The following is a 24,625-nucleotide window of genomic DNA, read 5'->3' as shown; positions in this document are numbered from 1 at the left end:
TGCCAGTATCCACGGGCTGACCAGCCCATCTTTACCGCGCTGCCAGGCGGGCGGATACTGCACGTAAGGCGCTGCCCGTCGTAGGACGGCTTCCGCCCGAGGGAGTTTTCGTCCGACGACGGTGGCGCGAGCCACCGTGGCGAAGCGAACCTCTTTGGGGGCGATACGTGGATTCTGCCGAACCTCCCGAATCTCACATGGCCGGTGCCGATGCCGATCCGCACCCGCGCCGGTTCCCGCTGTCGGAGGCCCAACGCGCGCTGTGGTTCGCTCAGCAGTTGGTGCCCGACGTCCCGCTCTTCATCGCGCAGTACGTGGAGATCGACGGCCCCCTCGACATCGACGTGCTGCGTGCGGCGAACGTCCGCGCGGCCCACGAGTTCGAATCACCGTTCCTTCGTGTCGTCACCGTCGACGGCGAACCGATGCAATATGTCGACCAGGATCGGGACACGTCGATCGAGCTGGTGGACCTCCGTGTCGATGCCGACCCGGAAGCGGCAGCGCACGCGTGGATGCAACGCGAGGCGGCGACACCGATCGACCTCTCCGTCGACCGGCTCGTCCAGACCTCGATCCTGCAGATCGGTGATCGACATTTCTTGTGGTACAGCCGAAGTCATCACATCGCGCTCGACGGGTACGGTGCCGCGACCATGCTCTACCGCATCGCCCATCTCTATACGGCGATGGTGGAGGGGCGTGAGGCCGATCCGCCCGCGGCCGCCGATCTGAGATCCCTCCACGACATCGACGAACGCTATCGGGCGTCGGACCGTCACCGCACGGACCGTGCGTACTGGACACACCGGCTCGGCGGGGTTCGCGGTGTGACGCTCGTCGGTGCGGGCGCGCCCGCGGTGGCCGAAAGTCGGCTCGCAACTGCGATGTTGTCCGATTCGACGATGCGTCGACTCGAACGGACGAAGGAGGCGCAAGGGCCCGGCGCCTCGGCCGCGGCGCGGATCATCGCGGCCTTCGCCTGGTTCCTGAGCCGGACGACGGGTCGCCGCGACGTGGTCGTCGACATCCCGGTCTCGGCACGAACCACCGCTGTGCTGCGGCGGTCGGGCGGAATGACCGTCAACCTGGTGCCGATCGGAGTCGAGATCCGCGACGACGATACGGTCGGTCAGCTCGTCGGTCGTGTGCAGGTCGAACTGGTTGCAGCACTGCGACATCAGCGTTGCAGTCGCGCCGACATCCAGCGTGACCTCGGCGTCGACCTCTCGGCGCCGATCGTCAACGTGATGTTCTTCCACCCCGAGATCGTGATGGGTTCACTCGCAACCGAGTTCCACATCATCACCTCCGGGCCGGTGGATGACCTGCTGGTCAACGTCTATCAATCCGGCACGCCGGTAAGAACTTTCGTCGACTTCCGGGCGAACCCACACCGGTACACGGAGGAGATCGAGGCCTCCCACCACCGACGCTTCCTGGAGTTGCTCGAACAGTTCGTCGCCGCGGATGCGCAGTCGCCGCTCGCCGAGTTGCACGTGGACGCCGCACCGTCTCCGGTGGCGGACGCATCCGCGGCGCCGGCCTCGCCGGCGCCTGCCGCGGTGCCCGAGTCGAACGCTCCCGATGTGGACGGCGCCACCGAGCAGGTGATCGCCGACGTGTTCACCGAGGTCCTGTGCACTACCCGGCCGGTTCTGCCCGAGGACAGCTTCTTCGATCTCGGGGGTGACTCGCTGGTGGCCACGAAGGTGGTGGCCCGGCTGAACACGGCTCTCGGTGTGACGCTGACGGTGCGGGATCTGTTCGAGGCGCCCACCGCGCGCCGCCTTGCGGGGCACGTCGGCGCCTTGATCGGGACGGGCGGAGCGCCGGCCGGTCCGGCGCCGATCCTGCCACCCCGCCGCGGGGACCGACCGGAGCGACTCCCGCTCTCCCCGGCGCAGCGGCGGATGTGGTTCGTCAACCAACTCGACATCGATTCGCCGGTGTACAACATCGCATTCGCGGTGACGCTGACCGGACAGCTCGACATCCGGGCGCTGCGCACCGCGATCGCCGATGTCGTCGAACGTCACGAGGCGCTGCGCACGGTGTTCCCGGTGGACGTCGAAGGCCCCCGTCAGGTGGTCGTGCCGACCGAGTCGGCGGTGCCGGACGTGACGCCGATCGCGGCGGTGCGGGACGAGGTGTGGAACGAGGTCCGGGCCGGCGCCATCGTGGGATTCGATGTCCGTGAGCAGCTTCCACTGCGTGTGCGCCTGTTCCGGATCGGCTCGGACGAACACGTCCTGGCGGTGGTTCTGCATCACATCGCGGCCGACGGACAGTCGGTGCTACCACTGTCGCGCGACGTGATGGTTGCGTACGACGCCCGACGAGCCGCCGGTCTGCCCGCCTGGACCCCACTACCGGTCCAGTACGCCGATTATGCTCTGTGGCAACGCGAGATGCTCGGGGACGAACGCGATCACAACTCGGTCGCTGCCCGTCAGCTGCAGTTCTGGACGGCCGAGTTGGCGGACCTGCCTCCTGCCATCGCGCTGCCGCACGACCGTCCACGCTCCGCGACGGCGACGACGCGCGGGGAAACAGTCACCTTCGACATCGACCCGGACACGCACCGGCGGCTGGTCGATCTGGGCCGCGAGTGCGACTGCACACTGTTCATGGTGCTCCACGCTGCGTTCGCTGTGCTGCTGTCGCGGCTCGGGGCCGGCCGTGACGTCGCGATCGGCACCCCGGTGGCCGGACGGGCGGCCGCCGAACTCGACGACTCGGTGGGCATGTTCGTCAATACTCTGGTGCTGCGCAGCGACGTCGATCCCGCGTCGACGTTCGTCGAGACGCTGGCGGGTATCCGCGACACCGATCTGGGTGCGCTCGCGAACGCGGAACTGCCGTTCGAGCGGCTCGTCGAGGAACTCGCGACCGACCGCTCGCCCGCGCAGGCACCGCTCGTCCAGGTGATGCTCGAGCTGCAGACTGCCGAGATCACTTCGGTGGAGCTGCCGGGCGTTGCCGCCGACGTGCGGGAGATCGACACCGGGGTCGCGAAGTTCGAACTGCAGCTGAGCGTGCGAGAACAGGTCGACGAGGAGGGGCAGCCGCACGGTCTCTCGGCTGCAATGCACTTCGCATGCGATCTGTTCGATCGTGCGACGATCGACGGCTTCGCCGAGCGACTGCACCGCATCCTCGCGACGATCGCCGCGGACGGCGATACCGTCGTCGGTGACTTCGAGATCGCCGACGACACCGAACGCGCGCTGTCCGCGTTCGCGCCGGAAGTACGCGGCGTGGCTGCGACGCTGCCTGATCTGCTGAGGCGGGCAGCCGCGGCGAATCCGGCCGCGGTTGCCGTCGTCGCGGACGGGTCGAGGCTGACGTACCGAGCGCTGTCCGAACGTACGAACCGGCTGTCCCGCTGGCTGATCGGGCGTGGGATCGGACCGGAGTCGCGGGTAGCTGTCGCGATGACGCGGTCGGTGGACCTGCCGGTCGTCCTCGCCGCGGTGGTCGGCGCGGGAGCCGCATACGTGCCGGTGGACGTCGACTACCCCGACGAGCGCATCGCCTTCCTGCTCTCCGATGCCCGCCCGGCGTGCGTACTCGTCGATTCCGCTGGTGCCCGCCGCTTGTCGTCGGTGCCGGTCGACGTCCCGCTCGTGAGTATCGACACCGATCCGGTCCGGGCCGCGGTGGCCGAGATGTCGACGGACCCGGTCGTCGACGCCGACCGCACAGCGCCGCTGCGACCCGACGCGACCGCGTACGTCATCTACACGTCCGGCTCGACCGGCCGGCCCAAAGGGGTTGCCATCCCGCACCGCAGCGTGGTCACGTTGTTCGAGCGCACACAGCCGCTCTTCATGTTCGACGCGACCGACGTGTGGACGATGTTCCATTCGTACGCATTCGATTTCGCGGTGTGGGAACAGTGGGGTGCGCTGCTGCACGGCGCGACCGTCGTGGTGGTCGACCGCGACACGGCTCGATCGCCCCGGGACTTCCTCACATTGTTGCGCGACGAAGGCGTGACGATTCTGAGCCAGACCCCGGGCGCGTTCCGTCAGCTGATCGACGTGGATTCGGCGTCGGGCGACGGAGAACGCGCACTGCGGTTGCGGCACGTGATCTTCGGTGGTGAGGCGCTGGACCCAGGGCAATTGTCGGCTTGGTTCGAACGCTGGGGCGACGCCCGCCCACTGCTGTCGAACATGTACGGGATCACCGAGACGTGTGTGCACGTCACCCACAGTCTGCTCAGTGCAGAGTCGGCCTCACGCGGGATCCCGGGTGCGATCGGGCACCCGCTCCCGGGCATGGTGGTGCGGGTACTCGACGGGCGGCTGCACCCCCTGCCACCCGGTGTCGTCGGCGAACTGTACGTGGCCGGTGCGCAATTGGCGCGCGGCTACCTCGACCGGCGCGGGTTGACCGCGAGCCGGTTCGTAGCGGATCCGTTCGGTGCCGGCACCCGGATGTATCGGACGGGAGACCGGGGCGCCTGGACGGCCGACGGCACCCTGCGATTCGCGGGGCGCGCCGACGCACAGGTGCAGGTCCGCGGTTACCGCGTGGAACTGGGCGAGGTGGAGTCGGTCCTCGCCGCGGTTCCAGGGGTCGGCTCTGCCGTTGCGATCGCCGACGACGCTCCGTCCGGAGTTCGGATTCTCGGCTACGTGGTGCCGTCGGACGGGGTGCCGCTCGATCCCGGCAGCGTGCGAGATGCCGCGGCGCGCACGCTGCCGGGATACATGGTGCCGTCGGTGGTCACGGTCCTGGATCGGCTGCCGATCACGGCGCACGGCAAGCTCGACCACGCGGGGCTGCCCGCCCCCGAGGACGCCGAGCGCGTGCTCGTCGCTCCGCGTGATCCTGTCGAGGAGGCCGTGGCAGCGGTGGTCCGCACGCTGCTCGGGCTCGATCGGATCGGTATCGACGACGACTTCTTCGCGCTCGGCGGAAACTCGTTGGTGGCCGCCCAGCTGGCGGCCCGCGTCGGCGATGCGACGGGTGCCGATCTCGGTATCCGGGACGTGTTCGACGCGCCCACCGTCGCGGGGCTGGCCCGCCGAGCCTCCGGGACGGACGCGGTGGGCCCGCGGGCCCGGCCACCCCTCCTCGCGCGGCCCCGGCCGCCGCGGATTCCGCTCTCGCCCGCCCAACAGCGGATCTGGTTCATCAATCAGTTCGACACGGACTCACCGTCGTACAACATCTCGCTCTCACTGCACCTGTCGGGAGTGCTGGATCGGGACGCGCTTGTCGGGGCGATCGGCGATGTGGTCGCGCGGCACGAGTCGCTGCGCACGATCTACCCGCTCGACGACTCCGGCCCCCGCCAGGAGGTGCTGTCCGTCGACCGGATGGATCTCCTGATCGACGGCGAGGACGTCGACGGCGAGGGCGACTTGCAGCGGCGGATGCGGGCGGTCATGTCGCGGGGATTCGACGTCTCGGTACGGGTGCCTCTGCGCGCCAGTTTGTTTCGGATCGGTGAAACCGAGAACGTGCTCACAGTGGTCCTGCATCACATCCTGGCGGACGGGTTCTCCCTCGGGGTGCTTGCGCGTGACCTCGTGACGGCCTACGCGGCCCGGACGGCTTCGGGTGCGCCATCGTGGACGCCTCCTGCCGCGCAGTACGCGGATTATGCTCTGTGGCAGTCGGACTGGTTGGGGGATGTCGACGACCCGGACTCGCTGCTCGCCCGCCAACTCGACTACTGGACGACGACCCTGGCGGACCTGCCCGCCGTGCTGGACCTGCCGTGTGACCGGTCCCGACCCGACGTGCGGACCCAGGAGGGCGATCGCGTCGAGTTCGAGCTCCCGGCCGATCTGCACGGACGGATCGTCGAGCTTGCGCGCCGGCATGATTCGAGTGTGTTCATGGTGGTGCACGCGGCTCTGGCAGTCCTGCTGGCACGGCTCGGTGGGACCGACGACATCGCCGTCGGCACACCGATCGCGGGCCGCGGCGCGGCGGCACTGGACGACATGGTCGGCATGTTCGTCAACACCCTCGTCCTGCGCTGCACCGTCGGCGGCAGCCGTTCGTTCGCGGAACTGTTGCACCAGGTTCGGGAGACCGACCTGGGTGCGTTCATGCACGCCGACGTCCCCTTCGAGCGGGTGGTCGAGGCGGTGGATCCACCGCGGTCCACCACGTACTCCCCGCTGTTCCAGGTGCTGCTCGAGTTCCGGACGATCGCGCGCCCGGAGGTGGAACTGCCCGGGCTGCGGGTACGTACGTTGGAGCGTGGCGACGAGGAGGCCAATTTCGATCTCCAGGTGAGCGTGGCGGAGGAGTTCGACGCCGACGGCGACGCCGCGGGCATGGCGGCCGGGATCGTCTTCGCGACCGACGTGTTCGATGCCGGGACCGTCCGAGGGTTCGCCGACCGGTTGGTGCGGATACTGTCGGCCGTGGCGACCTCTGCCGAGGCCATCGTCGGGGACATCGACCTTCTGGATCCAGTCGAACATGCTGCGCTGGTCCCGGTTCGGGGCGAGCGGGGGATCGCGCCGCGGACGCTCGCGGATCTGCTGTCGGTCGCCGCGGATGCGGATCCGAAGCGCTCCGCGCTCCGGTTCGAGGGCGCCGACATCACGTACGGCGAACTCGACCGGGTGTCCGACGAAGTGGCCCGCACATTGATCGACGAGGGGATCGGCCCCGGGGCCGTGGTGGCGCTGGGGACGCCCCGATGCCCCGGCTACCTCATCGGTGTGTGGGCGATCGCGAAGTCCGGCGCCGCCTTCCTTCCGGTGGATCCGGCGCATCCACCGGAGCGGATCGAGCTGATGCTGCGCGACTCCGGAGCGGTGCTCGGGCTCACCACCGCGGAGCTGCGGGACTCGTTCGCCGACACCGTCCCCTGGCTGATCATCGACGAGAAGCGCGCCACTGCGCCCGTTCCTGCGCGACCTATACGTGACGGCGAGCGAACTGCGCCGCTTCACCCGGACGATGTCGCCTACCTCATCTACACGTCGGGATCCACCGGCATCCCGAAGGGCGTCGCCGTCACTCACCGGGGACTCGCGAATTTCGCTGCAGACCTACACGAGCGGTGTCGCACTACACCCGGCTCCCGGATCCTCCAGCTCACCTCGCCCAGCTTCGACGTGTCGGTTCTCGAACTTCTGCTCGCGGTCGGCGTCGGCGCGACGATGGTGATCGCGCCACCCACCGTGTACGGCGGTGAGGCGCTGCGTCACCTGCTGGCATCCGAGCGGGTGACGCACTGCATCATGACGCCGACCGCACTGGCGATGACGCCGACGGCGGCGGAGGCCGACGACGCGTCGGCCGATCTCAGCGGCCTGACGTGTGTGCTCGCCGCCGGCGAAGCACTGCCCACCGACGTCGTTGCCCGCTGGGCACGCGGGCGCGAGATGCTCAATGCCTACGGACCCACCGAGACCACCGTGATCGGGACGGCCAGTGCCGGACTGGAACCGGGGCGCGCGGTGACGATCGGGGGACCCATCCGGGGTTTCCACGCGCTGGTCCTCGACGATCGACTGCGGCCCGTCCCGGTGGGCACACCCGGCGAACTGTATCTGGCGGGGCCCGGGCTGGCTCGCGGCTACCATCGCCGGCCCGCGCTGACGGCCGCCCGGTTCGTGGCCGATCCGAGCGGGGATCCCGGTGGGCGCCTGTACCGCACCGGGGACCGGGTGCGGTGGACCGACATCGGCACGCTCGAGTACTTCGGTCGTGGCGACCGGCAGATCAAGTTGCACGGACACCGGATCGAACTCGGCGAGATCGAGGCGGCGCTGACTCAGCACCCGGACGTCGGGCACGCCGTCGCCGACGTCCGCAGCGTGAATCGTCTCGGTGATCGATTGGTCGCATACGTGGTCCCGGCCGCGGGCGCCGACATCGACACCGCGGGTCTGCACGAGGCTGTGGCCGCTCGATTGCCGTCGTACATGGTGCCGCGCCACATCACGGTGCTGCCCCGGATCCCGATGACCGTGCACGGCAAGCTCGACCGGGCAGCGCTGCCGGAACCAGCGGTCGGGGTCGAGGCGTCGACCACCCGTGCACCCGTCACGGCAGCGGAGCAGACACTCGCGCGCGTGTTCGCGGATGTGCTGGGGTTGGAGACGGTCGGTGTCGAGGACTCGTTCTTCGATCTCGGTGGCGACAGCATCATGTCGATTCAATTGGTGGCCCGCGCGAAGGCGGCCGGGCTGTCCGTGACGCCCCGGGACGTGTTCGACCGTCGGACCGTCGCGGCGCTGGCGACGAGTGCGATCGCGAACGAGGATGCGGCCGAGACTCTTCCGGAGCTGGATGGCGGAGGAGTGGGGGACGTGCCGCTCACGCCTATCCTGGCGTGGCTGGTGCGGCGCGCAGGTCGCCGGATCGACCGCTTCGCGCAATCGGTGCTGCTGAATCTCCCGAGCGGGGTTCGGGAGCGGGATCTGGTGGCGGCGGTGCAGGCGGTGCTGGACCGCCACGACATGCTCCGCGCCCGGCTCGCACACGGTGAGTCCGGTTGGCGGACCGATGTTCTCCCTGTCGGTGCCGTCGATGCCGGCGACGTCGTCACCCGCCACGCGGTGCGCGCCTTCGACGACGAGTTCGAACGTCTCGCGGCAGCCGAGGCGGAGGCGGCGGCCGACCGACTGGATCCCGCGGTGGGCGGCATGGTCCGGCTGGTCTGGTTCGACGGGCCGGGCGGCGCCGGACGCCTGCTCGTCGTGATCCACCACACCGTGGTCGACGGTGTGTCGTGGCGGGTGATCGTGCCTGACCTCGCCGCGGCGTGGGTTCAGTCGGTCGACGGGCGCAGCCCGGAACTCGAACCGGTCGGCACGTCTATGCGCAGGTGGGCGTACGCGCTCCGCGACGCCGTGCCTCACCGGACCGACGAACTTCCTCTATGGGAAGACGTCGTCGCCGAAACCGGTCCACCGATCGGTCGACGCGCGCTCGACCCGGATCGGGACGTGCATGCGACGACTGACACTATGCGGGTCGATGCTCCGGCCTCCGACACCACGGCACTGCTCACAGCCCTGCCCGCCGCGATTCACGGCTCCCCCCAGGACGTGCTGCTCGCCGCGCTCGTCATGGCGAGCGCGCGGTGGAACGCGATGCGCGGCCGCGGCGCCGGCACTGTGTTGCTCGGAATCGAGGGGCACGGCCGTGAGGAGGGCGCCGTGCGCGGCGCCGACCTGAGCCGGACGGTGGGCTGGTTCACCACGATTCGTCCGGTGCGGCCGAGTCTTGCGCGGATCGATCTCGACGACGCCTTGCGCGGCGGGCCCGCCGCGGGGACCACTGTCAAGCTCGTCAAGGAACACCTGCGGGCGGCACCCGACCACGGCATCGGATACGGGTTGCTCACCGAACTCGACGGCGACGAGGGGCGCCGGCTGCGGACGTCGCCGCAGATCATCCTGAACTACCTGGGCCGGCTCACCGTCACGGACGGTCCCGCTTCCGGGCCCGGACCGTGGATGCCGGTCGAGGCCGGCGGGCTCGGCCTCACCCAGGACCCCGACATGCCGGTGTCCGCGGCCCTCGACATCGCCGCGGGCGTGCGCGGTGGATCCGGCGGCGCGGTGCTGCAGGCGTCGTGGACGTATCCGACGGGGGTGCTCGACCGTGCCGAGGTCCAACAGCTCGCCGAGCTGTGGCTGGAGGCGTTGCACGGACTCGCCGTGTACGCCCGCACGCCCGGGGCGGGTGGCCTGACGCCGTCGGATCTGGATCTCGTCCACCTCGATCAGAACGGCATCGATACGTTGGAGGCGACGCGGCACCGTGTGGCCGACGTGTGGCCGGTGACGCCGCTTCAGGCGGGGCTGTTGTTCCACGCGCAGCTGGTGGAGGACGCGCTGGATGCGTACCTGATCCAACTCGTGATCGAGTTGCGTGGCGAGCCGGCGCGAGAACGCCTGCAGGAGGCGGCCCGCGCCCTGCTCGATCGGTACCCCAACCTGCGAGCCTGTTTCGTCGACGACGTCGATGGCGAGACATTCCAGGTGATCGAATCCGACGTCTCGGTGCCCTGGCGCGAGGTCGATCTGTCGGGCGACGCGCCCGCCGACATCGAGCATCGGTGGCAGGTACTGCTGGCCGAGGACCGCGCGACACCCTTCGCGATGGATCGGCCGCCGCTGTTGCGGTTCACGTTGGTGCGCGTCGGGCACGGGTCGTACCGGCTCCTGCTGACGCACCACCACATTCTGCTCGACGGTTGGTCGACACCGCTCCTGCTGCAACGGTTGCTGATGCAGTACGCGGCGGAGGCCGACGCGACCGCGCTGGCTCCGGTCGGTGACTACCGGGACTACCTCGCCTGGCTCTCGGCGCGCGACCGTGACGCGTCGGTCGCGGCATGGCGTCGCGCCCTTGCCGGGGCAGCGGACCCGACGCTGCTTGCCGCGCCGGACGCGGTGGACACCGCCGGCGAGTCACACGACGTCGAATTGATACTGAGCGAATCCGACACGGCTGCGCTGACGCGGGTCGCGCGTGACCACGCCGTCACCCCCAACACCGTCTTCCAGGTCGCGTGGGCACTGGTGCTCGGAGTCCTCACCGGGCGAACGGACGTCGTCTTCGGGGCGACCGTATCGGGTCGGCATCCGGACGTGCCCGGAATCGAGTCGATGATCGGTCTGTTCATCAACACCGTTCCGGTGCGAGTGCGGTTGGATCCACGTGAAACAGTGGGGGAGTTGCTTCGTCGTGTGCAGCGCGAGCAGGTGGCGCTGATGGAGCATCACGACGCCGGTCTCGCGGATGTACAGCAAGCGGCCGGGCCGGGGGCCGTGTTCGACACCCTCACCGTGTTCGAGTCGTATCCAGTCGATCGCTCCGCGCTCGAACGTGGCGCCGACATCGCAGGTTTGAGTGTCACCGCGGTACGCGGGATCGACGCCACGCACTACCCCTTGACCCTGAGAGCCGCGCTCACCGACCGGCTGCACGTGACACTGAAGTACCGGTCCGGCGCATTCGACCAGGCGGGTGCCGAATTGTTGCGCCGTCGTGTTCGATCGGCGCTCGACCAGGTGATCCACCGGCACACGCGGACGATTGCCCGTATCGACCTGTCGACAGCGGCCGAGCGGAAGGCGTTGCTCCCGAGCGGTGGCCCTCCGTCGTCGCCGGTGCTGCTCTCGCAGATCCTCGCGGCCGGCGCGGCCGCGAACCCGGACGGTCTCGCGGTCGTCTTCGGCGATGTATCCCTGACGTACCGAGATCTCGATGAGCGATCGAATCGTCTTGCGCGGTCGTTGATCCGAGCGGGCGCCGGGCCCGGAGCCGTTGTCGCGTGCGCGCTGGCGCGTTCGGCTGTATCGGTGCAGGCGGTGTGGGCCATCGCGAAGTCGGGAGCGGCGTTCCTCCCGGTCGACCCCGCCTACCCGCGCGAGCGCATCGACAACATGCTCGGGGACGCTGCCGTGGCAGTGGGTGTGACGTCGGCGGCGGACCGTGCCCAACTCCCGGATACGGTCCGCTGGTCGGTGCTCGACGATCCCGCAGCCGTGGGTGCCCGCGAATCGGCGGCCGTCGTCACCGATCGGGACCGGACCAGGCCTGTCCACGTCGACGACGTCGCCTACCTGATCTACACGTCGGGTTCGACCGGACGGCCCAAGGGCGTCGCCGTCACTCATCGCGGCCTGTCGAGTCTGGTCGACGAAATGCGTTCTCGCTACCCGATCCCGCGTTCGGCTCGGTGCCTGCACGTCTGCTCCCCGAGCTTCGACTTCGCGGTGCTCGAACTTCTGCAGGCAGGTGCGGTCGGCGCTGCGCTCGTGGTGGCACCGCCCGACGTGTACGGCGGGTCCGCGCTTGCCGAGTTGCTCGCCGCGGAGCGGATCACGCACGTCTGCATCACCCCTGCGGCCCTCGCCACGGTCGAACCCGACCGATTCGACGACCTGGCCGTCGTCGTGATCGGAGGCGACGCCGTCGGATCGGAGCTCGTCGCAGGCTGGGCCCCAGGGCGCACGATGATCGACGGTTACGGGCCGGCGGAGTCGACTGTCGTCACGACGTTCAGCACGCCTCTGGTTCCCGGGGCCGACATTCCGATCGGGACGCCGATCCGCGGAACGGGCGTCCTGGTGCTCGACGCGTATCTGCGTCCGGTCCCGACCGGTGTGCCCGGCGAACTCTATGTCGTCGGTGCCGGTATCGCCCGCGGCTATCACCGTCGACCGGGGCTGACCGCCGGCCGGTTCGTGGCCTGCGCTGCCGGGACCGCCGGTGACCGCATGTACCGGACCGGTGACATCGTGCGCCGCCGGGCCGACGGGGCGCTCGACTATCTGGGACGCAGCGACTTTCAGGTCAAGGTGCGTGGTCTCAGGGTCGAGCTCGGCGAGATCGAGGCAGTTCTGGTGGCGCACCCGGCGGTGGCCCACACGGTCGCGGTGGCGCGTCGGCGCGGGGCCGGAGATCCACTGCTCGCCTCGTACGTCGTGCCCGCGACCGACGGTGGTGTCGACGTCGCAGAACTGGCGGAGTTCGCGGCCCACCGGTTGCCGCGGCACATGCTGCCGAACACGTACGTGGTCCTGGACGAACTCCCGATCACCCCGGTCGGCAAGCTCGACCGCGATGCGCTGCCCGAACCCGATTTCGTCCGGCCGACAGCGCCCTACCGTCCACCCAGCACTCCTGCGGAGGAGCAGGTGACGGCCGTGTTCGCAGACATCACCGGTGCCGAGCGGGTCGGCCTGGACGACAACTTCTTCGGACTCGGCGGCAACTCGCTCGGCGCGACCCGGGTAGTCGCCCGGATCAACCGGTCGCTCGGTTCCGGGCTGGACGTGCGGGACCTCTTCGAGTGCGGGACCGCCGGGCGGCTCGCCGCGCGGGCGTCGGAGCGCGTTCATGTCGAGACCCCGGCCAAGTTGCGTGCCACGGTCCGGTCGGAGCGCCCACCACTGTCGTGGGCGCAGGAACGGATGTGGTTCATCGATCAGTTCGATCCCACGTCGGCCGCCTACAACGTGCCGATGGTGTTGCGGCTGACCGGGACGCTCGACATGCAGGCGCTGCGTGCCGCGCTGACCGACGTCGTGGAACGGCAGGAGTCGTTGCGGACGGTGTTCCCGTCCTTCCCGTCGGGTCCGTCGCAGGTAACCGTCGCGGCCGCGGACGTCGTGGGAGAACTCGAGCCCGAAACGGTGCGCCGCGACGACATCGATGCCAGGATTCGGGAGCTGATCGGGTCGGGATTCGATGTGGCGCAAACTGTTCCGGTCCGGGCCCGCATCCTTCGGCTCGAATCGCGCGTGCATGTGCTGGTCCTCGTGCTGCATCACATCGTCGCGGACGGCTTCTCGGTCGGACCGCTCGCCCGGGATGTCGCGGCCGCGTATGCGGCGCGGGTCGCGGGCCGACCACCCGACTGGGATCCGTTGCCCGTCCAGTATGCGGACTACGCGCTCTGGCAGAGGCGCGTTCTCGGCGATCCCGACGACCCGTCGTCGGTGCTCGCCCGCGAGGAGGAGTACTGGCTCGACCGGCTCGCCGGTGCGCCACCGGTCACGACACTGCCCTTGGATCGTCCGCGGGATGCGCGCCGATCGACACGAGGTGGGCGCGTTTCCCTGTCGGTGGGAAAGGATGTGCATCGGGCACTGTCCGATATTGCCGAGCAGCATGATTCGACGATCTTCATGGTGGTACACGCCGCACTGGCGGTGCTGCTCGCGCGGATCGGGCAGGACCGGGACGTGGTGATCGGCACGCCCGTGGCCGGACGTGGTGAGGCCGAACTGGACGACGTCGTCGGCATGTTCGTGAACACGCTGGCGTTGCGTACCGAGGTTGATCCGGCTGCCTCGTTCACGACGGTCCTCGCGCGGGTGCGGGACGTCGACGTCGAGGCGTTCGCGCACGCGGACCTGCCTTTCGAGCGCCTCGTCGTGCGGTCCGGCGCCGCGCGGAGCACGTCCTACGCCCCGCTGTTCCAGGTGCTGCTCGAATTCCGGAACGTCGAGGCACCCCGTCTGGAGCTGCCGGAGCTGACGGTCGAGTCCGTCGCCGTCGACACCGGCGAGGCCAAGTTCGACCTGCAGTTCGGGATCGGCGAGCGACACGACGAGGGCGGTGCGCCGAGCGGGCTGGTCGGCGAGATCGTCTACGCGACCGACGTGTTCGACGAATCCACGGTGAGCCGGTTGGGCGACATGCTGTCCCGTCTGCTCGAGGCGATCTCGGCGGACCCCGTCAGCGCGGTCGGTGACATGGAACTGACCGAGGTCCGGGCGCCGGTTACTCGGCCCGAGGCGGCCGCGGGCAGCCTGGCAGATCTGTTCGCCACGGCGGCCGCCGCGGCACCGGACTCGGTGGCGGTTGTCGGCGGCGATCGCCGGGTCACCTATCGCGAACTCGATGCGCGTTCGAATCAGCTGGCGCGCTGGCTGATCGAGCAGGGTCTCGGGCCCGAATCGGTGATCGCGGTGGCGATGGACCGGTCGGTGGACCTGGTCGCGACCCTCGTGGGCATCGTGCGAGCGGGTGCGGCGTACCTTCCGGTGGACCCGGACTACCCGCCCGAGCGCATCGGTTTCGTCGTCCGGGACGCGGGAGCGGTAGCGATGCTCACCGATGCCGGGTCGGTTGCCCGTCTCGTGGACACTCCTCTGCCGGAGGACATCGAGATGATCTGCCTCGATGCCGAGGACGTGCGGCACCGGATCGACGGGCGGCCGTCGGGACCCGTCGCCGACCACGAGCGCACCCGCCGGCTGCACCCCGACTCGCCGGCCTACATCATCTACACCTCCGGGTCGACCGGGCGACCCAAGGGCGTCGTCGTCACCCATCGCAACGTCGTGACGCTGCTGTCCGGGGCGCGTGACGTCCTCGGTTTCGATTCGACCGACGTGTGGACGATGTTCCACTCGTATGCGTTCGACTTCGCGGTGTGGGAGCTGTGGGGTGCCCTGGGGTTCGGGGGCTGCGTCGTCGTCGTGGATCGGTACACCGCGCGAGCGCCGGACGATCTACTCGACCTGTTGGCAGCAGAATCGGTGACGCTGCTCAGTCAGACTCCTTCGGCCTTCCATCAACTCGCCCGCGCCGAAGCCGACTCGGGCCGTGGTCTCGCCCTGCGGCGGGTGGTGTTCGGCGGTGAGGCACTCGATGCGACACGACTGGCCGACTGGGTGGAGCGCCACGGAGTGGATCGTCCTGCGCTGATCAACATGTACGGGATCACCGAGACGTGCGTGCACGTCACGTGGCACCGCATCGGTGCCGCCGAGGTGGGCGCCGCCCGGACTGCGGGGTCGGTGATCGGCGTCGAGCTGCCCGGGATCGGTGTGCGCGTTCTCGACGATCGATTGCATCCGGCGCCCGTAGGCGTCGTGGGCGAACTGTACGTGGCGGGACCACAGGTGGCGCGGGGCTACCTACACCGACCGGACCTCACGGCGTCACGGTTCGTCGCGGACCCGTTTGCACAGTCGCAGCGGATGTACCGCTCGGGTGACCGGGTCCGGTGGACCGCGGCGGGCAACCTCGAGTATGTGGGACGTGCGGACTTCCAGGTGCAGGTGCGCGGCTTCCGGGTGGAGCCGGGAGAGGTGGAGTCCGCGCTGATCTCCATGCCGGGCGTCGCGTCGGCGGTGGTTCTGGCCCGCGCCGAGTCGGCGGGCGCGCACCGGTTGCTCGGTTACGTCGTTCCGGACCCGGGGACGGCAGTCACGGCCGAGACGGTGACCGAGGCTGTCGCACAACGGTTGCCGTCGTACATGGTGCCGTCCGCGGTGACGGTGCTCGAGGAGTTCCCGCTGACCCCGAACGGCAAGATCGACCGCGCGGCGCTGCCGGATCCGCGGCCGGTCGGCAGTGAGGCCCACCCACCCGCGACCGACGTCGAGCGCGTCCTCACCGACCTGTTCGCCGACGTTCTCGGCGCCGAGTCGGTGGGCGTCGACGACTCGTTCTTCGGACTCGGTGGCGACTCGATCATGTCCATCCAGCTGGTGTCCCGTGCGAAGACTGCCGGGGTGGCGATCACCCCACGCGACGTATTCGAGTGCCGCACCGTCGCCCGGCTCGCCGAGGTTGCCGCTCAGGTCGACCGGCGCGGCATCGAACTGCTGCCGGAACTGCCCGGTGGCGGTGTGGGCGACGTCGCCACCACCCCCGTCGTCCACTGGCTGGCGGAGCGCTCCGGCGACTTCGGCCGGTACGCGCAGACGCTTCTGCTGGACGTGCCGGTCGACCTCGATTCCGGCGCGCTGGTAGCGGGAGTGGAGGCCCTGCTCGACCGCCACGACATGCTGCGCGCGCAGTTGCGGCGCGACGACCGCTCGCGCACGGGCTGGCGCGTCACGGTGCCTCCTGCGGGAACGGTCGACGGGCGCTCGGTGATCCAGGAGATTCCGGTCCCGACGGTGCTGGGATCCGCGTTCACCCGGGCAGCGCGTGAAGCGCTCGACGAGGCCGCGGATCGGCTGGATCCGTTCTCCGGGAACATGTTCCAAATCGCATGGTTCACCGCGCCCGACGGCGCTCGGCTGCTCGTCGTCGCACATCACCTCGCGATCGACGGGGTGTCGTGGCGGATCCTGATCCCGGATCTGGCAGCCGCGTACACCCGGTCCGCCGCGGGTGAGGACCCCGCGCTCGCTCCGGTCGGCACGTCGATGCGGACGTGGGCGGACGGACTCGTGACGACCGCGCAGAACCGGGGCGGTGAACTCGACCTGTGGCGGTCCATGACCGAACCCGTCGGGCCGCGTCTCGCAGCACGGGAACTGGATCCGAGTGTCGATGTCGGCGCCACCACCGAGCGGATCGAGATCGAGCTGTCGGCGGAGATCACCGGCGGGCTCACGACAACCGTGCCGCGTGTCTTCCACGGCTCGGTCGACGACGGCCTGCTGACCGCGCTGGCGCTCGCAGTGGCGCAGTGGCGACACGAACGCGGCATCGACGTCGACGCAGTGGCGGTCATGCTCGAGGGGCACGGCCGCGAGGGCCAGGTGGTGCCCGGCGCCGACCTGTCCCGCACGGTCGGCTGGTTCACGTCGCTCCATCCCGTGCGGTTCGACCTGTCCGGCATGGACATCGATGCGGCGATGGCGGGCGGCGTGGCCGCCGACACGGTGGTCAAGGCCGTGAAGGAGCGAATGCGCTCGATTCCCGACCACGGCATCGGCTTCGGTCTGCTCCGGTACCTGAACGACGACACGCGGTCCGACCTGTCCGCCCGTCCGATGCCCGAGATCAGCTTCAACTATCTCGGCAGATTCGATGCCGGCGCGGGCGGTACCTGGCTTCCCGTCGATAGTTCCGAGTTGCGTGGAGTGGCCGCTCCCGAACTGTCCGCGCCCGCGGTGATCGACGTCAACGCCGCGGCGGTGTCGGGTCCGGACGGCACGCGGATCACCGCGACGTGGGACTTCCCACGCGGGATCCTCAGTCGCGGCGAGGTGGAGCGGTTGACTCAGTGGTGGGAGCGCGCGGCCGAGGCGATCGCCCTGCACGCGAGCGCGCCCGGCGCCGGTGGGTTCACACCGTCCGATCTGGATCTGGTCACGTTGGATCAGGGGGCGATCGAGCTCCTGGAAGACCGGTACCCCGGACTGTCCGATGTATGGCCGCTGTCCCCGATGCAGCGCGGCATGATGTTCCACTCGGAACTGTCCGCCGAAGCCGCCGACGCCTACCTGGTGCAGTTGGTCCTGACGCTCGACGGCTCCGTGGAGGTGTCGCGGCTGCAGCGCGCCGCGCGTGCGCTGCTCGGGCGGCACTCGAATCTGCGTACGGCCTTCGTCCGTGGTCCGGGCGGTGACGCGGTACAGGTGGTGCAGGATTCGGTCGATGTGCCGTGGAAGGAAGTCGACCTCCGTGGATACGGGGAGACGGATGCCGTCGCTCGAATGAACGCGCTGATCGACGCCGACCGCGCGACCGCGTTCGATCTATCCCGTGCACCGCTCGTGCGAATCACGCTGGTGCACATGCCCGGCGATGCCGAACGCATCGTGATCACCAACCATCACATACTGTTCGACGGCTGGTCGACGCCGCTGCTCCTCGAGGAGTTGTTCATGCTCTACGAGGCGGACGGCGATCCGTCCGGGTTCCCCACGGCGAGTTCGTACCGCCGCTTCCTTCACTGGCTCACCACGCGTGACGAGGCGTCGACCTTGCAGGCGTGGACCGACGCTGTGGCCGGTGCCGCCGAGCCCACGTTGCTGGCCGACCGGTCGGCAGCCACCGATCGGTACATCGAGTCCCACGATCTTCCCTTCCGGCTCGACGCCGCCACGACCGATCGGCTGCGCGTTCGTGCGGGGGAGCGGGGAATCACGCTGAGCACCGTCGTGCAGGCCGCGTGGGGGATCGTGCTCGGGCTGCTGACCGGTCGCGACGATGTCGTCTTCGGTGCGACCGTGTCCGGCCGGCCACCGGATCTCGCCGGCGTCGAGTCGGCCGTCGGCCTGTTCATCAACACTGTTCCGGTGCGGATTCGGCTGGATCCGTACGAGAGTCTCGGTGAGCTGCTCGAGCGGGTGCAGGCCGAGCAGTCGACGATGCTCGACCACCACCACGTCGGACTCGACGACATCCAGCGGTCCGCCGGTCCCGGCGCGGTGTTCGACACGCTGACGGTCTTCGAGTCGTACCCGCTCCGCGACGACGGCGGCGTGGACACGGAAATCGGTGGTCTCCGGATCGTCGGCATCGAGGCCCGCGACTCTGCGCACTATCCGCTGAGCGTCGTCGCGGCCGTGCGCGACGGGCTCAACGTGACGATGAAATTCCGACCCGATGTGCTCGCGGAGAAGAAGGTCGCCGCCATCGCCGAGCGTTTGCTGCGGGTTCTGCGTTCCTTCGCCGACGAGCCGGAAGGCCGTCTCGCCACACTCGACTTCCTCACGGATTCGGAACGTCGCGAATTCGGTCCGATGCGTACGGGTCGCGGCTCCGCGCCACGCACCCTCGCCTCGATACTCGACACCGCCGCGGCCCGGGACCCCGAGGCCCCCGCGCTGGTCGGCACAGGGCGGGAGGTGACCTACGGGGAACTCGACCGTCGCTCCAACCGGCTCGCCCGGCACCTGGTCGACCTCGGTATCGGACCGGAATCGATGGTGGTGCTGGGGATTCCGAGGTCGTTCGAGTCGGTGCTCGGGGTGTGGGCGGTGGTGCGGTCCGGGGCGGCGTTCGTGCCGATCGACCCGGACTATCCCCCGGAGCGGGTCACGACCATGCTCGCCGATTCCGGTGCGACGATCGGTGTCACGACTCGGGAGCACCGGCCCCGGCTGCCGGATACAGTGCACTGGCTTGTGCTCGACGACCCGGATTTCGTTCTCTCGTACGAGAAGTGGCCGTCCGATACCGTCACTGACGCCGACCGCACCTCACCCCTGCAACTCGACGGTGCCGCCTACCTGATCTACACGTCCGGGTCGACGGGACGCCCCAAGGCCGTCACCGTCACGCACCGTGGACTCGGCAACTACGCCGACGTTCAGCGGGACCGGTGCGGGCTGACCTCGGACGCACGGACCCTGCACTTCTCGTCACCCAGTTTCGATGTCTCGGTGGTCGAGTATCTGCTGTGCTTCGCGGTCGGCGCGACGATGGTGATCGTCCCCCGAACCGTCTACGGTGGCTCCGAACTGACTGCGGTTCTGCGGAAACGGAGAGTGACGCACGCATTCATAACCCCGGCTGCGCTCGCGTCCGTGGATCCGTCCGGGCTCGACGACCTCGAGTGTGTGCTGGTCGGCGGCGAGGCCTGGTCCCCGGAGTTGGTGGACGGCTGGCTGCCGCAGTGCCGAATCCTGAACGCGTACGGTCCGACCGAGACGACGATGGTGGTCAACCTCGAGGAGTCCGTCGCGGATCGGGCGGGTGAGCATTCCCTCGGAGGGCCCATTCCGGGCGTCGCCGAGACCGTTCTCGATTCCTTCCTGCGGCCGGTCCCCGTCGGGGTCTCCGGTGACGTCTACATCGCCGGGCCGGGGCTGGCCCGGGGATACCACCGGCGACCCGGACTGACCGCGGCCCGGTTCGTGGCAGACCCGTTCGGTGCGCCGGGTGAGCGGATGTACCGGACCGGGGACGTCGGTGCGTGGACAGCCGACGGCAAGCTGGAGTATCGCGGGCGCAGCGACTTCCAGGTCAAGGTCCGTGGCTTCCGAGTAGAACTGGGCGAGATCGATGCCGTTCTCACCGGGCACCCGGATGTGCGCTTCGCGGCCACGCTCGGTCGGCGCGGGCCGGCCGGGGACACCATGCTGGTGAGTTACGTCGTCGCGCGCGACGATCACCGTGTAGATGTCGACGACCTGAGGGACCGGCTGGCCGAGCGAGTTCCGGAGTACATGGTGCCGACAGCCTTCGTCGTGCTCGACGACATCCCGCTCACCCCCGTGGGCAAGCTCGACCGGCGGGCACTCCCGGAGCCTGAGTTCGGCTTGACTGCAACGGTGTTCCAAGCGCCGACCGACCCGGTGGAGGAGGCGATCACGGAGGCCTTCGCAGAAGTTCTCGGCGTCGACCGGGTGGGGACCGGCGACAACTTCTTCGACCTGGGTGGCAACTCGTTGTCCGCGACGCGGGCGGTGGCGCGGCTCGACGAATCACTCGGCATCGACCTCGGTGTGCGGGTGCTGTTCGAGGCACCCACGGCGGCCGCGCTCGCCGAGAGGATCGAACACTCGGACACCGGGCCCTCGGGTCGTCCCGTGCTCGAAGTCGTGTCGCGCCCCGCGGAAATTCCGCTGTCGGCGGCAGAGCAGCGGATGTGGTTCATCAACCAGTTCGACCCGTCGTCGCCCGCGTACAACGTGCCGATGGCGGTGCGCCTGACCGGTGCGCTCGACGCCTCGGCGTTGAGCGCGGCGATCGGCGACGTCCTGTCTCGGCACGAGTCGTTGCGCACACGCTTTCCGATCGGCTCCGACGGGCCGATCCAGGATGTCCGTCCGGTCGGCGAGGTCACGATCGACCTCGACCCGGTGGCGGTCTCGGGCGAAGACGATCTGTCGGTTCGGACGCGCGCGATCATTTCTGCGGGATTCGATGTGACGGAGCAGGTTCCAGTCAACGGAGCGTTGTTCGAGTTGGGTCGAGATCTGCACGTCCTGGTCCTCGTCGCGCACCACATCGTGATCGACGGACTGTCGTTGGGGCCGCTGTCGCGCGATCTGATGCGCGCCTATGTCGCGCGCACCGTCGGGCGCCGTCCGGACTGGGATCCGCTGCCCGTGCAGTACGCCGACTACACGCTGTGGCAGCGGGCGCTCCTGGGCGACGAGGCCGACCCGGGGTCCGTTCAGTCCCGGCAGCTCGGGTACTGGGCCGAGACTCTGTCGGGCGCACCCGATCTGCTGGGGCTGCCGGCCGATCGGCCTCGCCCGATCCAACAGTCCTTCCGTGGTGATCGCGTCGAGTTCGGACTCGATTCCGGATTGCACCGACGGCTGCTCGCGTTCGCGCGTGAGCACGGCACCAGCCTGTTCATGACCATTCATGCCGCACTGGCGGTGCTGCTCGCCCGATTGGGTGACACCGACGACATCGTGGTGGGCACTCCCGTCGCGGGGCGTGGCGAGCGCGCACTGGACGATCTCGTCGGAATGTTCGTCGGGACCCTCGCGCTGCGCACGCGGATTGACGCACGACAATCGTTTGCGGATCTCCTGGCGTCGGTCCGGGATGTGGATCTCGGTGCGTTCGCGCATGCCGACGTGCCGTTCGAGCGTGTCGTACAGGAACTCGCCCCGGCCCGATCCACTGCCTACTCGCCGTTGTTCCAGGTCGCGTTGGAGTTCCAGAACGACGAGAGCGCCCAGCTCGAGCTCTCCGGCCTGCGTCTCGAGGGTGTGTCGATCGGTGCCGGGATGGTCAAGGAGGATCTCGAGTTCGTGCTCGGTGAGCGGGTCGACGGTGCCGGGGCGCCCGCGGGAATCGCCGGTGCCATCGCGTTCGCGACCGACCTGTTCGACCGTGACACCGTGCAGGGCTTCGCCGAGCGTTTCGTGCGCATCCTCGAGGCTGCGTCGGCTCAGCCGGATCGGCCCGTCGGCGACCTCGGGATCCTGCACGCGCACGAACTGGCCGGGTTGGCGCCCGCGCGAGGTGCAATGGACGCGCCCACGGTCCTCCTCGCCGATCTCCTGGCGTCCGCCGCACGAACCCCAGGTGCCGTCGCTGTGGAGTGCGACGGCCGGGAACTCACGTATCGGCAACTCGACGAGGGGGCGAATCGATTGGCCCGTCGCCTGATCGCGATGGGCGCCGGACCGGAAACATATGTTGCGCTGGGTCTGTCACGTTCGGTGTCGTCGGTGCTCGCGGTGTGGGCGGTGGCGAGGACGGGTGCGGCCTTCGTGCCGGTGGACCCCGGGTACCCTGCGGAGCGCATCGCACGGATGCTCGCCGACTGCGGTGCTGCAGTGGGTGTCACGGTGCGATCGTGCCGGGAGCGAGTGCCGGGTTCGTTCGATTGGCTGGTGCTCGATGATCCCGAGGTCGCGGAGGCTGTCGCGGCCGAGCCCGCCACGCCGGTCTCCGACACCGACCGGATTCGCCCGCTGCGTGCCGACCATCCCGCGTACCTGATCTACACGTCGGGTTCGACGGGCACGCCGAAGGGCGTGGTGCTGACCCACCAGGGGCTGGCGAACCTGGCAGCCGAGGAACGGGACAGGCTGGGCGTGACGCCGACGGCGCGGACCCTGCATTTCGCCTCACCGAGTTTCGACGCCTCGGTGTTCGAGACGGTGATGGCGCTGAGTGCGGGGGCGACGATGGTCGTCGTACCACCGGACGTATACGGGGGCACCGAGTTCGCCGCGCTCCTCGAAAACGGGCGAGTGACACATGGTTTCGTCACTCCGACCACGCTGGCCTCGCTGGATCCGGTCGGACTCGAGAATTTGCGGACCCTCGTCGTCGCGGGCGAACCGTGTCCGCCCGAACTCGTGACCCGGTGGGCGCCGGGGCGGACCATGCTCAACGCGTACGGACCCACCGAGACCACGATCATGGCGAACATCAGCGCGCCGATGAGCCCGCATCGTCCGGTGACGCTGGGCGGCCCGATCCGGGGTGTGCGCGAACTCGTGCTCGACTCGCGTCTGCATCCGGTGCCCCGCGGGGTGATCGGAGAACTGTACGTCGCCGGACCCGCGCTCGCCCGCGGCTACCACCGGCGCTCCGGACTGACAGCCACGCGCTTCGTCGCGGACCCGTTCGGGGCCGCCGGGGAACGGATCTACCGCACCGGCGATCTGGTGCGGTGGCGGGCCGACGATACGCTCGAGTACGTGGGCCGCAGCGACTTCCAGGTCAAGGTGCGCGGATTCCGGATCGAGCCGGGGGAGATCGACACCGTCCTCGCGGCGCAGCCCGGGGTCGGGTTCGCGGTCACGCTGGCCAGGTCGGGACCGGCCGGAAACACGCTGTTGTGCTCGTACGTGTGCCCCACCGCAGACGTGCGTGTCGACCCGGACGAGTTGCGCCGCGCCTCGGCCCGGCACCTACCGGCACACATGGTGCCGTCGGCGGTTACGGTCCTCGACCACATTCCACTGACGCCGACAGGCAAACTCGACCGCGACGCCCTCCCACCGCCCGCCTTCCTGTCCGCGGAGACCGTGTACCGGGAGCCGGACGGCCCGGTCGAGAGTGCCGTCGTCGACGCGTTCACGGCGATCCTCGGCGTCGATCGGATCGGTATGGACGACAGTTTCTTCGACCTCGGAGGGACGTCACTGCTCGCGACGAAACTCGTCGGGGACCTGGGAGACCGGGTGGGTGGACCGGTACCGCTGCAGGCGCTGTTCCTCGACCCCACCCCGGCGGGTCTGGCGCACCGCATCGAGACGTCGGCGCCGGACGACGTCGGTGCCGCGCTGGCGCCGGTGATAGCGCTCAGGGCCGACGGTGACGGCCGGCCGCTGTTCTGTGTGCACCCGGGAATCGGATTGTCCTGGGGTTATGCGGGTCTCGTCGGTTTCCTGCCGTCGGAGCGCCCCGTGTACGGGCTGCAACTGCCGGCCATCGCAGGTGGGCCGCAGTCCGCATCGGTGGAGGCGCTGGCCGCCAGGTACGTCGACGAGATCGAGGCGGTGGCCCCGGACGGCCCGTACGATCTGCTCGGCTGGTCGCTCGGCGGTGTGCTGGCGCACGCGATGGCTGTCGAGTTGCAGCGGCGCGGGCGGCCGGTCGGCGCACTCGCGGTGATGGACAGCTACCCCGACGACGGCGCCGAACCGCTGCTCGGGCGCCTCGACCTCGTGGACCTGCTCGGCGGACTGGGGCTCGAGGTGGACGGCCCGGACCCGATCACGTACGACGATGCCGCCCGAATGCTCAACGCGCACTTCGGAACCGCCGACGGTATCACCGCGGCTCACCTCGAACGGATCAGCGACGGCTACGCGAACTCGAGACTGCTGGTCCATCGATACGTTCCGCAGGTGTTCGACGGCGACCTGCTGGTGTTCCCGGCGGTCGGCGCGGACGGCGGCGACCGCCGGTCACCCCAGGAATGGCGTCCGCTCGTCACCGGCGACATCGACGAGCATCCCGTGGACTGCGGCCACAGCGACATGGTCGAGGGCGAGTCGCTCGCGGTGATCGGGCCCGCGCTCGCCGACTATCTGGCGGGGCGGGGCTGACG

General features: G+C 69.4%; 1 protein-coding gene. It reads left to right on the top strand.

The genetic code is table 11. From position 1 onward, the window contains the following. The first annotated feature begins 197 nt into the window (after nt 1-197). Nucleotides 198-24,623: a non-ribosomal peptide synthase/polyketide synthase gene (locus C8K36_RS17865; RefSeq protein WP_258195477.1), complete on the top strand. Its 24,426-nt coding sequence runs from the start codon at nt 198-200 to the stop codon at nt 24,621-24,623. The last annotated feature ends 2 nt before the right edge of the window (nt 24,624-24,625 follow it).

Source organism: Rhodococcus sp. OK519, from assembly GCF_003051005.1.
GTDB lineage: Bacteria > Actinomycetota > Actinomycetes > Mycobacteriales > Mycobacteriaceae > Prescottella.
This window is presented reverse-complemented; position numbering and strand designations above follow the sequence as displayed.